This window comes from Kineosporiaceae bacterium (assembly GCA_016713225.1).
In the GTDB taxonomy this organism is placed as follows: domain Bacteria; phylum Actinomycetota; class Actinomycetes; order Actinomycetales; family Kineosporiaceae; genus JADJPO01.
On record JADJPO010000003.1, the window covers coordinates 280633 to 295163 of the forward strand.

13 protein-coding genes are annotated in these 14531 nt (G+C 71.0%); 12 read left to right on the top strand and 1 reads right to left on the bottom strand.

Annotated features, from left to right (window positions below; translation table 11 throughout):
• The first annotated feature begins 2 nt into the window (after nucleotides 1–2).
• The 12 genes from nusA to IPK24_12395 all read left to right on the top strand — a co-directional run bounded on the left by nusA (nucleotide 3) and on the right by IPK24_12395 (nucleotide 13644).
• Nucleotides 3–983: a transcription termination/antitermination protein NusA gene (nusA, locus tag IPK24_12340; GenBank protein ID MBK8076325.1), complete on the top strand. Its 981-nt coding sequence runs from the start codon at nucleotides 3–5 to the stop codon at nucleotides 981–983.
• 1 nt (nucleotide 984) lies between these two features.
• Nucleotides 985–1401, top strand: a complete 417-nt coding sequence (locus IPK24_12345) for a YlxR family protein (protein ID MBK8076326.1) — start codon at nucleotides 985–987, stop codon at nucleotides 1399–1401.
• A gap of 60 nt (nucleotides 1402–1461) precedes the next feature.
• On the top strand, nucleotides 1462–4443 hold the full coding sequence (gene infB / locus IPK24_12350) for a translation initiation factor IF-2 (GenBank protein ID MBK8076327.1): 2982 nt from the start codon (nucleotides 1462–1464) through the stop codon (nucleotides 4441–4443).
• Nucleotides 4444–4448: 5 nt separating this feature from the next.
• On the top strand, nucleotides 4449–4730 hold the full coding sequence (locus IPK24_12355; protein MBK8076328.1) for a DUF503 domain-containing protein: 282 nt from the start codon (nucleotides 4449–4451) through the stop codon (nucleotides 4728–4730).
• Nucleotides 4731–4914: 184 nt separating this feature from the next.
• Nucleotides 4915–5430, top strand: coding sequence for a 30S ribosome-binding factor RbfA (rbfA, locus tag IPK24_12360; protein ID MBK8076329.1), 516 nt, complete (start codon nucleotides 4915–4917; stop codon nucleotides 5428–5430).
• On the top strand, nucleotides 5390–6403 hold the full coding sequence (gene truB, locus IPK24_12365; protein MBK8076330.1) for a tRNA pseudouridine(55) synthase TruB: 1014 nt from the start codon (nucleotides 5390–5392) through the stop codon (nucleotides 6401–6403). The genes rbfA and truB overlap by 41 nt, the downstream gene beginning before the upstream one ends.
• Nucleotides 6404–6517: 114 nt before the next feature.
• Nucleotides 6518–7630: a bifunctional riboflavin kinase/FAD synthetase gene (locus IPK24_12370; GenBank protein ID MBK8076331.1), complete on the top strand. Its 1113-nt coding sequence runs from the start codon at nucleotides 6518–6520 to the stop codon at nucleotides 7628–7630.
• Nucleotides 7627–8676, top strand: coding sequence for a hypothetical protein (locus IPK24_12375; GenBank protein MBK8076332.1), 1050 nt, complete (start codon nucleotides 7627–7629; stop codon nucleotides 8674–8676). The genes IPK24_12370 and IPK24_12375 overlap by 4 nt, the downstream gene beginning before the upstream one ends.
• 94 nt (nucleotides 8677–8770) lie before the next feature.
• Nucleotides 8771–9040, top strand: coding sequence for a 30S ribosomal protein S15 (gene rpsO, locus IPK24_12380; protein ID MBK8076333.1), 270 nt, complete (start codon nucleotides 8771–8773; stop codon nucleotides 9038–9040).
• 238 nt (nucleotides 9041–9278) lie between these two features.
• Nucleotides 9279–11552, top strand: coding sequence for a polyribonucleotide nucleotidyltransferase (locus tag IPK24_12385; protein MBK8076334.1), 2274 nt, complete (start codon nucleotides 9279–9281; stop codon nucleotides 11550–11552).
• Nucleotides 11553–11568: 16 nt separating this feature from the next.
• On the top strand, nucleotides 11569–12897 hold the full coding sequence (locus tag IPK24_12390; GenBank protein ID MBK8076335.1) for an insulinase family protein: 1329 nt from the start codon (nucleotides 11569–11571) through the stop codon (nucleotides 12895–12897).
• Nucleotides 12898–12900: 3 nt separating this feature from the next.
• Nucleotides 12901–13644, top strand: a complete 744-nt coding sequence (locus IPK24_12395) for a 4-hydroxy-tetrahydrodipicolinate reductase (GenBank protein ID MBK8076336.1) — start codon at nucleotides 12901–12903, stop codon at nucleotides 13642–13644.
• 168 nt (nucleotides 13645–13812) lie between these two features.
• Here the strand turns inward: IPK24_12395 and IPK24_12400 are convergent, their stop codons facing one another.
• Nucleotides 13813–14433, bottom strand: coding sequence for a hypothetical protein (locus IPK24_12400; protein MBK8076337.1), 621 nt, complete (start codon nucleotides 14431–14433; stop codon nucleotides 13813–13815).
• Between the last annotated feature and the right edge of the window lie 98 nt (nucleotides 14434–14531).

Consider the following 14531-nt stretch of genomic DNA (forward strand, 5'->3'; position numbering starts at 1 on the left):
CCATGGACATCGATCTCGCCGCACTGCGACTGATCGAACGTGAGAAGGAGATCCCCTTCGACCTGCTGGTGCGCACCATCGAGCAGGCGATGCTGCTCGCCTACCACCGCACCGAGGGTGCCCATCCCGAGGCCCGGGTGGAACTGGATCGTTCCAGCGGGCACGTCGTGGTCTGGGTGAAGGAGACCGACGACGCGGGGGCGGTGCGGGAGTGGGACGACACTCCCGAGGGGTTCGGTCGGATCGCCGCCACCACGGCGCGTCAGACCATCCTGCAGCGGCTGCGCGACGCCGAGGACGAGCAGGTGCTCGGAGAGTTCATCGGCCGCGAGGGCGACATCGTCTCGGGCGTGGTGCAGCAGAGCGTCGACCCGCGCATGGTGCACGTCGACCTCGGGTCGGTCGAGGCGGTCCTGCCGCCGGCCGAGCAGGTGCCGGGGGAGTCCTACGCCCACGGCAGCCGGCTGCGGTGCTACGTCGTCGGGGTGCGCAAGGGGCCCAAGGGTCCCTCGATCACGGTCTCGCGCACCCACCCCAACCTGGTGCGCAAGCTGTTCGCGCTCGAGGTGCCCGAGGTGGCCGACGGCACGGTCGAGATCGTCGCCCTGGCTCGCGAGGCCGGTCACCGCACCAAGATGGCGGTGCGCTCGACGGTGACCGGGGTCAACGCCAAGGGGGCGTGTATCGGCCCCCTCGGGCAGCGGGTGCGGTCGGTGGTCTCCGAACTGAACGGCGAGAAGATCGACATCATCGATCACAGCGAGGATCCGGCCGCGTTCGTGGCGGCGGCACTGTCGCCGGCCAAGGTCAGCTCGGTCGAGGTGGTCGACGAGGCGGCTCGGTCGGCTCGGGTGGTGGTGCCCGATTATCAGCTCTCGCTGGCCATCGGCAAGGAGGGCCAGAACGCCCGGCTGGCCGCCAAGCTCACCGGCTGGCGCATCGACATCCGCCCGGACGTGCCCCCGGCGACCGCCGGGTCGTGAGATGCCCGTCGGCGACCGAGCCCGTCCGGATTGCGCCGCGCGAGGGACACCGGTGACAGGCAGTGTCGCCCAGCGCGCTAGACTGGCCGAGGCCGGTCACGCCGAGCCGCAGCGCACCTGTGTGGGCTGCCGGCGACGCGGTGCCCGGTCCGTCCTGCTGCGAGTGACCTCAGATCTGGTCGACGGAGTCCTCTCCGTGGTGCCGGATCCGGGTCGCCGCCGTCCGGGACGAGGAGCCTGGTTGCACCTCGACCCAGCGTGTCTCGACGCCGCCGAACGCCGCAACGCGTTCGGCCGGGCACTGCGCCGCAGTGGCCGGTTGCCGGTGGCGCTCGTGAGGCAGTACGTGAACAGCACATCCGTCCGAGCCGGAAGCGGGTCCGATGTTCATGAGCACCCGATGAGTACCCAGCGATGAGTACCGCCCAGCCGTAAAGACGGTCCGTGCCTGTCCGGCCCGGACCGAGACAGGAGAGACGTGGCAAAGGTCCGGGTCTACGAGCTCGCCAAGGAGCTCGGGGTCGAGAGCAAGGTCGTGATGACCAAGCTCACCGAACTCGGCGAGTTCGTCCGGTCGGCATCCTCGACCGTTGAACCGCCGGTAGTACGCAAACTTCGCGAGCACTTCGCCTCCGCCGCACCGGCGGGCGCGGTGTCCGCCCCCGCCAAGAAGGCGGCATCCTCCTCGGGAGCGCCCAAGCCGGGCGCCCCCCGTCCGAAGTCGCCGGCCGCTGCGTCCCCGGCGGCGATGGCCCCGATGGCCCCGATGGCCGAGCCGGTCACCCCGGTGGCCCCGGCAGCCACCCCTGCGCCGTCGGCTCCGGCCGCTCCGGTCCAGCCCGTCGCACCGGTGGCTCCCGCTGCCGCCGCGCCGGCTCCGGCAGCGTCCCCGGCGCCCGCCGCTCCCGTGGCTCCTGCCGCGTCGGCGGCTCCCGCGCCGTCCCCGGCCAAGCCGGCTCGGGCAACGCCGCGGCCCGGCCCGGCAGCACGTCCGCAGGCCCCCGCAGCCCGTGAGGGTGGCGGCGACGGCCCGCGTCCGGGTGCACCGCGTCCGGGCAACAACCCGTTCGCTCCGAGCCAGGGCATGCCGCGTCCGGGTGGCGGTCCGCGTCCGGGCAACAACCCCTTCGCCTCCAGCCAGGGCATGCCGCGTCCCGGTGGCGGGTCCCGCTCCGGTGGCGGTGCCCCCGGCCAGGGTGGCGCGCCGTCCGGCGGTGCCGGCACCACGGACCGGCCCGGTGGGCCGCGTCCGGCTGGTCCGCGTCCCGGTGGCCCGCGGCCGAACCCGGGCATGATGCCCGGTCGTTCGGCGGTCGGCCGCCCGGGTAGCGGTCCCGGTGGTCAGGGTGGTCCCGGCGGTGGTCGTACCGGCGCTCCCGGTCGTGGCGGTCCCGGCGGTGGCGGCGGTGGTCGTCCCGGCGGCGGTGGCGGCGGCTTCGGTGGTCGTCCCGGTGGTGGCGGCGGTCCCGGTGGTCCGGGTGGTCCCGCGGGCGGTCGTGGCTTCGGCAAGGGTGCCGGTGGTCGTGGTGGCACGCAGGGCGCCTTCGGCCGTGGCGGTCGTCCCGGACGGGTCAAGAAGTCCAAGCGCCAGAAGCGTCAGGAATTCGACAACATGCAGGCGCCGCTGGCGGGCGGTGTCACCGTCCCCCGTGGCGATGGCTCGACCGTCGTCCGGCTGCGTCGCGGTGCCTCGCTGACCGACTTCGCCGACAAGATCAACGCCAACCCGGCCAGCCTGGTCACGGTGCTGATCCACCTCGGTGAGATGGCGACCGCGACCCAGTCGCTGGGTGAGGACACGTTCGCGCTGCTCGGAGCCGAACTCGGCTACGTCGTCGAGGTGGTCTCGCCCGAGGACGAGGACCGTGAACTGCTCGAGTCGTTCGACATCGACATCGAGGGTGAGGCCGAGGGCGACGAGGAGTTCCTCGAGCCGCGTCCGCCGGTGGTCACCGTCATGGGCCACGTCGACCACGGTAAGACCAAGCTGCTGGACGCGATCCGGCACGCCAACGTGGTCGCCGACGAGGCCGGTGGCATCACCCAGCACATCGGTGCCTACCAGGTGCACTTCGAGCACGAGGGCGTCAACCGCGCGCTGACCTTCATCGACACCCCGGGCCACGAGGCGTTCACCGCCATGCGTGCCCGTGGTGCGAAGGTCACCGACATCGCCGTCCTGGTGGTGGCGGCCGACGACGGCGTGATGCCGCAGACGATCGAGGCGCTCAACCACGCCCAGGCGGCGAACGTGCCGATCGTGGTCGCGGTGAACAAGATCGACAAGGAGGGGGCCAACCCCGCCAAGATCCGCCAGCAGCTGACCGAGTACAACCTGGTGGCCGAGGAGTACGGCGGCGACACCATGTTCGTCGACGTCGCGGCCAAGCAGCGGCTCAACATCGATGCGTTGCTCGAGGCGGTGCTGCTCACCGCAGATGCCGCCCTCGATCTGCGGGCCAACCCCGACAAGGACGCCCGTGGTGTGGCCATCGAGGCGAGCCTCGACAAGGGCCGTGGCCCGCTGGCCACGGTGCTGGTGCAGTCCGGCACCCTGGCGGTCGGCGACTCGATCGTCTGTGGCACGGCCTACGGCCGGGTCCGGGCGATGTTGGACGAGAACAGCGAGGCGATGGACGTCGCCCTGCCGTCGCGTCCGGTGCAGGTGCTCGGTCTGACCTCGGTGCCTCGCGCCGGCGACACGTTCATCGTGGCGCCGGACGACCGCACTGCTCGCCAGATCGCCGAGAAGCGCGAGGCCGTCGAGCGCGCCGCCATGCTGGCCAAGCGCCGCAAGCGGATCAGCCTGGAGGACTTCACCAAGGCCCTGGAGCAGGGCAAGGTGCAGACCCTCAACCTGATCCTCAAGGGCGACGTTTCCGGTTCGGTCGAGGCGCTGGAGGACGCCCTGCTCAAGATCGAGATCGACGAGCAGGTGCAGCTGCAGGTCATCCACCGGGGCGTCGGGGCGATCACGCAGAACGACGTCAACCTGGCCACGGTCGACAACGCCGTGATCATCGGCTTCAACGTGCGACCCGCCGAGCGGGTCAACGAGCTGGCTGATCGCGAGGGTGTCGACCTGCGTTTCTACTCGATCATCTACCAGGCGATCGAGGACGTCGAAGCCGCGCTCAAGGGCATGCTCAAGCCGGAGTACGAAGAGGCTCAGCTCGGTACCGCCGAGGTGCGCGAGGTGTTCCGGTCGAGCAAGTTCGGCAACATCGCCGGATGTCTGGTGCGCAGTGGCGAGATCCGCCGCAACAGCAAGGCGCGGTTGCTGCGTGACGGCGTGGTGGTGGCGCAGAACCTGACGATCGAGTCGCTGCGCCGGTTCAAGGACGACGCCACCGAGGTCCGTGAGGGCTACGAGTGCGGTATCGGTCTGGGGTCGTTCAACGACATCCGCACCGACGACGTGATCGAGACCTTCGAGATGCGGGAGAAGCCACGTTCGTAGGGTCCTTGCGCCTCGACCTGCTGCTCGGTGACGTCCATTCGCTGAAGCAGAAGCGGTCCGTGGTTCGGCCGATCGTGGCCGAACTGCGGCGCCGGTTCGAGGTCAGCGCGGCCGAATCCGGTCACCTCGACCTGCACCGACGGTGCGAGGTCGGGGTGGCCGTGGTCGCCCCGGATGCCGCTCACGTGCGCGAGGTGCTCGACGCCTGCGAGGCGTTGGTGGCGGGGCGACCCGAGATCGAGCTGCTCTCGGCCCACCAACGCCTCTGGGACGACGAGGACGCCTGACCCACCGCATCAAACCCGCTCATGCTCCGCAGATGTGCACTCATACTCCGCTGCGACCCGGAATCCGGCGTCCCCGGCGGAGTATGAGTGGGCGCCTGCGGAGCATGAGCGGGTTGGGGGCCGTTCGTTCGGGCTCCAGGCGGCCGATGGCGTGAGGACTCGGTCGAGCGGGTACCGTCGGGGGATGGCTGATGAGGCACGCGCGCGCAAGCTCGCCGACCGGATCCAGGAGATCGTGGCCGAGGCGCTGGAGAAGCGGATCAAGGACCCACGCCTCGGGTTCGTCACGGTGACCGATGCTCGCGTCACGAATGACCTGCAGCACGCCACGATCTTCTACACCGTCTTCGGTGACATCACCGAGCAGCAGGCCAGTGCCGCGGCGCTGGAGAGTGCCAAGGGCGTGTTGCGTTCGGAGGTGGGCAAGCGCACCGGCATCCGGCTCACCCCCACGTTGGAGTTCATCGCCGACGCCGTCCCCGAGAACGCGGCCCACATCGAAGACCTGCTGCGCGCCGCGGCCGCGCACGACGCCGAGGTGGCCGCGCTCAGCCGCACTGCCACCTACGCCGGGGACGCCGACCCCTACCGGCACGACGACGAGCTCGACGAGCTGGGCGACGAGCCCGAGGACGACGACGCTGCCGCCGGCGTGGCCGATGCCGCCGCCACCGGTCGGCAGCCCGCCGATCGCGCCTGATCGCATCGTGGCGGAGGTGACGGACGGGACCTGGGAGGGTCTGGCCGTCGTCGACAAGCCCGAGGGCTGGACGTCGCACGACGTCGTCGCGCGGATGCGACGGATCGCGGGCACCCGCAAGGTGGGCCATGCCGGCACCCTGGACCCGATGGCCACCGGGGTGTTGGTGCTCGGCCTCGGCCGCGGCACCAAGCTGCTCACCTACCTGGTCGGGACGGACAAGACCTACCTGGCCACCATGCGCCTGGGGATCAGCACGGTCACCGACGACCGCGAGGGGGAGGAGCTGACCCACGCCGACGCAGGCGGAGTGGACGAGCAGGCGATGCGCGACGGCGTCCGGGCGTTGACCGGCGAGCTGCAGCAAGTGCCGAGTGCGGTCAGCGCCATCAAGGTGGACGGCCGGCGGGCCTACGCCCGGGTGCGGGCGGGGGAGCAGGTCGAGCTGCCCGCCCGGACGGTGACCGTCTCGCGCTTCGACGTCCTCGCGGTGCGACGCATCACCGTCCCCCACGCGGTGGTGGGTGAGCTGGGCGTGATCGATCTCGACGTGGTGGTGGACTGCTCGTCGGGCACCTACATCCGGGCGCTCGCCCGCGACCTGGGGGCCGGGCTCGGGGTCGGTGGGCACCTGACGGCGCTGCGACGCACCCGGGTCGGCCCCTACGGCCTGGAGGCCGCCCACACCCTCGAACAGTTCGCGGACGGCGCGCCGCCCACCTCGCTGGCCGAGGCGGCACGCCGCGCCTTCCCGGTGCGCGAGCTGACCACGGTCGAGGCCGTGAAGCTCCGCCACGGCCAGCGGCTGGAGCGAGCCCGGACGATTCCCGGGGCGGCCGACGTGTCGGGCAGTCCGGACGACGCGGCCGCGGCGCAGCACAGCCCTCGCGCCGCGTTCGACCCGGACGGCGTGCTGGTGGCGATCGTCGACGAGGCAGGCCCCACCTGCCGTCCGCTGCTGGTCTTCGGCTAGCGCTCCATGATCGAATCGAGAGGTCGCGAAACCACCGATTCGGCGGCTGGAACGGTGCTTTCGTGACCTCTCGATTCGATCACTGCCCTCATCGAGCCAGCCGTGGGCGCGTTGATGACAGCAGTCTCATGGGCCGTGAGGGCAGGCGATGCGGTTCTCGGCGCGTGCGGCTGGCAGAGTAGGGGCGTGCAGCGCTGGAACGAACTGAGTGAGGCGGCCGCCGCCCTGAAGGCCTCCGGGTCGGCGACCGTGGTCACCATCGGCAACTTCGACGGAGTGCACCGCGGGCATCAGGCCGTGCTCGGCCAGATCGTGGCCGAGGCTCACCGCCGCCAGGCGTCGGCCGTCGCGATCACCTTCGATCCCCACCCCCTGGCGGTGCTCTACCCCGAGCGCGCCCCGGCGACGCTGACCGGGCTGGACCACAAACTCGAGTTGCTGGCCGCCACCGGTCTGGACGCCGTCCTGGTGCTGACCTTCACCCGTGAGCTCGCCGGCTGGTCGCCCGAACACTTCGTGCAGGCGGCGCTGGTGGACGCGCTGCACGTGCGGGCTGTCGTGGTGGGACGCGATATGCGGTTCGGTCACAAGAACAGCGGTGACGTCACCACGTTGCGCACCTCGGGCAAGCAGCTCGGCTTCGAGGTGCTGCTGTTGGACGACCTGGGATTCGGTGCCGACGCCACCGGCGAGGGAGCCACCGCCCGGGCCGATGCCGAGTCGACCGGCGAGGACGCCGATGGGGTGCGGCGCTGGTCGTCGACCTGGGTGCGGGAGCTGCTCGCCGACGGGGACGTCACCCGCGCCGCCGAGGTACTCGGCCGCCCCCACCGGGTCAGCGGTGAGGTGGTGCACGGTGATCACCGGGGCCGCCTGCTGGGCTACCCGACCGCCAACCTCAGCCAGGACGCCGTCGGGCTGGTACCGGCCGACGGGGTCTACGCCGGGTGGCTGGTGCTGCTCGACGCCGACGGCGCGCCCCGGCTGCCGGCGGCGATCTCGGTGGGGACCAACCCCACCTTCGACGGTCACCAGCGCCGGGTCGAGGCGTACGTGCTCGATCGCGACGACCTCGACCTGTACGGGCAGCAGGTCGGCGTCGAGTTCGTCCGGCTGCTGCGTCCCACGCTGCGCTTCGACGGTGTCGAGGCGTTGATCGTGCAGATGCGCAGTGATGTCGAGGAGTGCCGCCAGACCCTGGGCGTGGCCGACCCGGGACGGGTGTGAGCGCCCAACCTGACCGTGAGCCGGCCGACCGTGAACTGGCCGAACGCTGGTTCGCCGATCACGGTCTGCCCTGGTTCGTCGACGGGGTCGACACCCGGGTGGCCGCGCTGGTCGCGCCTGCGCGGCTGATCCCCGTGGCGGTGGTCGCCGTCGTCGCCGGCGCCCTGGTCGGGGCCGTCGTCAGTGGCGCCAGCGACCTGGGCAACGGCGTGAGCGTCGGGGTCGGGGTGGTGCTGGTGGCGCTGCTGGCCTACGCCTCGGGCCCGCTACGGGTGGCCACGATGGCCCGCTGGGCGGCCCGGCGCATGATCACCCAGGTGTCGCTGCTGTTCCCGCTGGCGCTTCGGGCGCTGCCGTTGCTGCTGCTGTTCACCACGTTCCTGTTCATCAACACCGAGGTCTGGCAGGTGGTGGGTGGACTGCGGGTCGCCCGGGTGGCGGCCGCCGTCCTGGTGTTCGCCGTGCTGGGGGCGGCGTTCCTGCTGACCCGGCTGCCCGAGGAGGTCCGCCGGGTGGAGGCGGCCGTGGTGGCCGAGGGGCTGGTCGAGGCCTGTGAGGGCACCCCACTGGCTGCCCGTGCCGCCCAGATCGCGCCCTCCGCGCCGCGGGTCGTCCTGAGCCGGGCGCAACGCGTGAACCTGGTGCTGGTGCTCCTGGCGGCCCAGACCGTGCAGGTGGCGTTGCTCACCGTGGCCGTGTTCGGCTTCTTCATCGGGTTCGGGGTGTTGATCATGCAGGATCGGGTGATCTCGCTCTGGATGGGCAGCGACACCGAGCCGTCCCACGTCTGGTGGGACCGGATCGGCCTGCCGCTGCCGATCAGCGCCGAACTGGCCAAGGTGAGCGTGTTCCTGGCCGCCTTCGCCGCGCTCTACTTCACGATCTACGCGGTCAGCGACGCCACGTACCGGCGGGTGTTCTTCGCCGAGATCGATTCCGAGTTGACCCGGGCTGTGGGGGTTCGGGCGGTCTATCAGCAGCTGGTGGCGACCTCCGCGGACGCGGACCGCGGCGAGGCGAATTCGGCGGGTGACCTGGGGCACTGATAGCGTGAGGCTGCCGTCCGAACGGCCGCGGAACCAGAGAGCCCGGGTGGGCATGCCCCGGTGCGCCGCGCAACGACCGAGATAGGGGAGCACTGTGGCACTCGACGCCGCCACCAAGCAGACGATCATGGCCGAGTACGCGACCGGCGAGAACGACACGGGGTCCCCCGAAGTTCAGGTCGCGATGCTGACCCACCGCATCAAGAGCCTCACCGAACACCTCAAGGAGCACAAGCACGACCACCACAGCCGCCGCGGGCTGCTGATCCTCGTGGGTCAGCGCCGCCGCTTGCTGCAGTACCTGCAGCGCACGGACATCGCGCGCTACCGCTCGCTCATCGAGCGGCTCGGCCTGCGCCGATGACCCCCGAGCCGCGGCTCCCTCACGGAGTCGCGGCTCAGTCAGTTCTCAGCTTGTCGTTCACCATCACTTCATCACGCATCAGCTTCACCACTGCGGACGCGCGGACCGCATCATGCGAGCCGGTCCTCGGTAGTGGCCTCCGGAGCGGGCGGCGACGCCGCCGGAACACCGTGGGTCTCGATCGAAGACCGGACTGCTCGATCGTCCGGTGCGCCGCATCGAGAAAACGGAGGAACCCGTGGAGGGTCCTGAGATCACCAGCGCCGAAGCCGTCATCGACAACGGCAGTTTCGGCAAGCGCACCATCCGGTTCGAGACCGGCCGCCTGGCCCGCCAGGCCGCCGGCTCGGCCACCGTGTACCTGGACGGCGAGACGATGCTGCTGTCCACCACCGCCGCGGGCAAGCAGCCCAAGGACCACTTCGACTTCTTCCCGCTGACGGTCGACGTCGAGGAGCGGATGTACGCCGCGGGCCGCATCCCCGGCTCGTTCTTCCGCCGCGAGGGCCGCCCCGGCACCGACGCGATCCTGACCTGCCGGCTGATCGACCGCCCGTTGCGTCCCTCGTTCGTCAAGGGCCTGCGCAACGAGGTCCAGGTCGTCGTCACCGTCATGGCGCTCAACCCGGACGACCTGTACGACGTGGTCGCCATCAACGGTGCCTCGATGTCGACCCAGCTCGCCGGGCTGCCGTTCAGCGGCCCGCTCGGCGCGGTGCGGATCGCCCTGATCGACGGCCAGTGGGTCGCGTTCCCGCGGCACAGCGAGCTGGAGCGGGCCGTGTTCGACATGGTCGTCGCCGGCCGCGTGGTGACCTCGGGCGCCGACGCCGCCTCGGACGACGTCGCGATCATGATGGTCGAGGCCGAGGCCACCGACACGGCCTGGACCCTGATCCAGGGCGGCGTCGGTGCGCCGACCGAGGAAGTCGTCGCCCAGGGCCTCGAGGCGGCCAAGCCGTTCATCGCCACCCTGGTGCGGGCGCAGGCCGAGATCGCCGCCAAGGCGGCCAAGCCGACCGCGGAGTTCCCGCTGTTCCCCGACTACGCCGCGGACGCCTACGCCGCCGTCGAGGCCGAGGCCATCGCCGATCTGGCGAGTGCGCTGCAGATCGCGGGCAAGCAGGAGCGCGAGAGCCGGCTCGACGAGATCAAGGACGCGGTCAAGGGCAAGCTCGCCGACGCGTTCGAGGGCCGCGAGAAGGAGATCTCGGCGGCCTACCGCGCGGTGACCAAGAAGCTGGTGCGCCAGCGGATCCTGCGCGACAAGGTGCGCATCGACGGCCGTGGCCTGGCGGACATCCGCCAGCTCTCGGCCGAGGTCGAGGTGCTGCCGCGGGTGCACGGCTCGGGTCTGTTCGAGCGGGGCGAGACCCAGATCCTGGGTGTCACCACGCTGAACATGCTGCGCATGGAGCAGCAGATGGACACGCTCTCGCCCGAGACCCGCAAGCGCTACATGCACAACTACAACTTCCCGCCGTACTCGACCGGTGAGACCGGCCGCGTGGGCTCGCCCAAGCGTCGCGAGATCGGCCACGGTGCCCTCGCAGAGCGCGCCCTGATGCCGGTGCTGCCGACCCGCGAGGAGTTCCCCTACGCGATCCGGCAGGTCTCCGAGGCGCTGAGCTCCAACGGCTCGACGTCCATGGGTTCGGTGTGTGCCTCGACACTGTCCCTGCTCAACGCCGGTGTGCCACTGCGCGCCCCGGTCGCGGGGATCGCCATGGGTCTGGTCTCGGACACCGTCGACGGCACCACCGAGTACGCCGCACTGACCGACATCCTCGGTGCCGAGGACGCCTTCGGCGACATGGACTTCAAGGTCGCCGGCACCAAGGACTTCGTGACCGCGATCCAGCTCGACACCAAGCTCGACGGCATCCCCGCCTCGGTGCTGGCCGGCGCGCTGACCCAGGCCCGCGACGCCCGGCTGCACATCCTGGACGTCATGGCCGAGGCCATCGACGGCCCGGACGAGATGTCGCCGTACGCGCCGCGGGTGATCACGGTGAAGGTGCCGGTCGACAAGATCGGCGAGGTCATCGGCCCGAAGGGCAAGATGATCAACCAGATCCAGGAGGACACCGGCGCCGACATCTCGATCGAGGACGACGGCACGGTCTACATCGGTGCGACCGACGGCCCCTCGGCCGAGGCCGCCCGGGCGGCGGTCAACGCGATCGCCAACCCGACCATGCCCGAGATCGGCGAGCGGTACATGGGCACCGTGGTCAAGACCACGACCTTCGGCGCGTTCATCTCGCTGGTGCCCGGCAAGGACGGCCTGCTGCACATCTCGCAGATCCGCAAGATGGTCGGCGGCAAGCGGGTCGAGAACGTCGAGGACGTGCTCGGGGTGGGCCAGAAGGTCCAGGTCGAGATCGCCGAGATCGACCCGCGCGGCAAGCTGTCCCTGGTGCCGGTGCTCGCCGAGGCCGAGCAGGCTGCGGCCGACGCTGCGGACGCAGCGGACGCCGCCAAGGGCGCCCCGGCGGAGGCGAACGCCTGACGTGTCGGCAATCCCCATGCCGCTGGTACCTCAGGGTGCCCGTGAGCAGATCCTGACCGGGCAGGACGATGCGGTGGTTCGCCGCAGCGTCCTGCCCGGCGGGGTGCGGGTGCTCAGCGAGGTCATGCCGCACCTGCGTTCGGCCACCATCGGGTGCTGGGTCGGGGTCGGCTCGCGAGACGAGGCCGATGGTCACCACGGCTCGACGCACTTCCTCGAACACCTGCTGTTCAAGGGGACGGCGCGCCGGTCGGCGATGGACATCGCCACGGTGCTCGATCGCGTCGGCGGCGAGGCCAACGCGGCAACGGGCAAGGAACACACCTGCTACTACGCCCGGGTGCGGGATGCCGATCTGCCGTTGGCGGTCGACGTCCTGCTCGACATGGTCACCTCGGCGCGGCTCGACCGGGCCGACGTCGAGAGCGAGCGCGGGGTGATCCTCGAGGAACTCGCGATGAACGACGACGACCCGAGTGACGTCGTCCACGAGCGGTTCGCCGAGCTGGTGATGGCCGGGCACCCGTTGGGGCGGCCGATCGGCGGTACCCCCGAGACCATTGCGGCGATCGGCCGCGACGACATCGGCGCGCACTATGCCCGCCACTACGATCCGCCCGGCCTGGTGATCACGGCCGCGGGGGGAGTGGACCACGATCTGTTGTGCGAGCAGGTGACTCGCGAGCTCGACCGGTCCGGCTGGCACCTGGCCGCCGACGCCGAGCCGCGGGCGCGCCGTCCGGTGGGGGGTGCCCCGGCGACCGCTCCCGGGGGCAGCCTGCTGGTGACCCGCTCGACCGAGCAGGCGAACGTGGTGCTCGGTACCCGGGGCCTGGTGGCCACCGACCCGCGCCGCCACGTGATGTCCGTGCTCAATGCGGTGCTCGGCGGCGGCATGAGCAGCCGGCTGTTCCAGGAGATCCGCGAGCTGCGCGGTCTGGCCTACTCGGTCTACTCCTTCGCCACCGGGTACTCCGACGCCGGCTATTTCGGCCTGTACGCCGGCTGCATGCCGGCCAAGATCGACGAGGTGCTGGGACTTCTCGGGTCGGGGCTGGATACCCTGGCGGCCGACGGCATCACCGCCGAGGAGCTCGAGCGCGCGCACGGTCAGCTGTGTGGCTCGCTGGTGCTCGGCCTCGAGGACACCGGCTCGCGGATGACCCGGCTCGGCAAGGCCGAACTGGTGCACGGCGAGTTCCTCACGCTGGAGGAATCCCTGCGGCGGGTGCGCGCCGTGACGGCGGACGACGTCGCTGCGCTGGCGAGCGACCTCGCCTCGCGTCCGCGCTCGCTGACCGTGGTCGGCTCGTTCGAGACCGGCCGGATCTTCGAAGGAGTCTGACCCATGCGTGTCGCGGTGATCGGGGCCCGGGGGCGCATGGGGCGGGCGGTGTGCGAAGCGGTCTCGGCCGCAGCGGATCTGGAGCTCGCCGCGCAGATCGATGTCACCGACGACAGCGACGGCCTCGATGCGTTGGCCGGGTGCGACGTGGCCGTGCTGTTCTCGGTGCCGGACGTCGCGCTGGAGCACACCCTGGCGTGTGTGCGTGCCGGGGTACACGCGGTGATCGGCACCACGGGCTGGACGCCGGAGCGGCTCGAGGCCGTTCGTTCCGAGCTGGAATCGGCTGCGGGAGTGGGGGTTCTGGTTGCCCCCAACTTCGCTCTCGGCGCCGTGTTGTTGTTGCGTTTCGCGCAGATCGCCGCGCCGCACTACGAGTCGGTCGAGATCGTCGAGCTGCATCACCCCGACAAGGTCGACGCGCCGTCCGGAACGGCCCGGCACACCGCCGAGCTGATCGCTGCGGCCCGTGCCAAGGCCGGCTCACCGCCCATGCCCGATGCCACCACCACCTCCCTGGACGGCGCGCGTGGCGCGGAGGTGGACGGCGTCCGGGTGCATGCGGTGCGGTTGCGGGGCCTGGTGGCCCACGAAGAGGTGCTGTTCGGCGGCCCCGGCGAGATCCTCACCCTGCGCCACGACAGCCTGGACCGCAGTTCGTTCATGCCCGGCGTCCTCCTCGGCGTCCGGACGGTCGCCTCGCGCCCGGGCTTGACCGTCGGCCTCGAGCACTACCTCGACGCCTGACCCCGACCAATCCCACCAAACCCCACACAAACCCGCTCATGCTCCGCGGGTGACGCGTCATGCTCCGCAGGGGACGTGTGAATCATCGCAAATCGGACTTGGGTGCAACCGCTGCGGAGCATGACCGGGTTCGCGCCGGGCAGCTGCCTGGGCGCCCTCCAGACCCGGCTACCACTGCCGCGACAGGAGCCTCATGAACGCGACGAGTCTTTCCCGCCAAGCGCGATCGAAACACGGCTGATCGCTGCTGGGCAGGTGTCGCACCGAGTAGCAGCCGCTGTAGACGAACTCGCCCGTGGCGGCGAGGGTGCGCAGCCAGCCGGCGGCCAGTTGCTGCTCTTGCTCGCCGATCAACTGGACGACGCGTGAGTCCATCCCGTGGGCGACGTCCAGCGGACGGGTGGGGAGCGCGAGCTGTTGCACTCGGCGGCCGAACAGCCGACTGAGCACCTCACCGCCCGGCTGGAACGCCGCCGACCATTGGCTCCACACCTCCATGCGCCACCGCGCGGTGTGTTCGTAGAAGTCGCAGACCATCGGATCGAGGTCTGCCGCCCGGAACTCGGAGCCGTCCAGCAGTGACATCGATGCCAGCAACCCGCCATCCGGCTGGTCGGCGCGCACGGTGGCCCCGAGTCGATACGCCTCGGCCTGCAGCCAGCTGTCGCCGACCGGTCCGGGGCCGCAGCGTGGAGCGTCGAGCCAGCGTTCGGCGCCGACCAGATCGACTCGCCGGCCGACGAACCGCCACCAGGCCCGCGTCGCACCGTCCAGCCTCGTCCCGATCACGACAACGAGCCTCCCACGCTGCCCGCACCATCCCGCCGCCCCGCCCAAACCTGCTCATGCTCCGCAGGTGACACCGCGATGCTCCGCAGGTGCCGCCG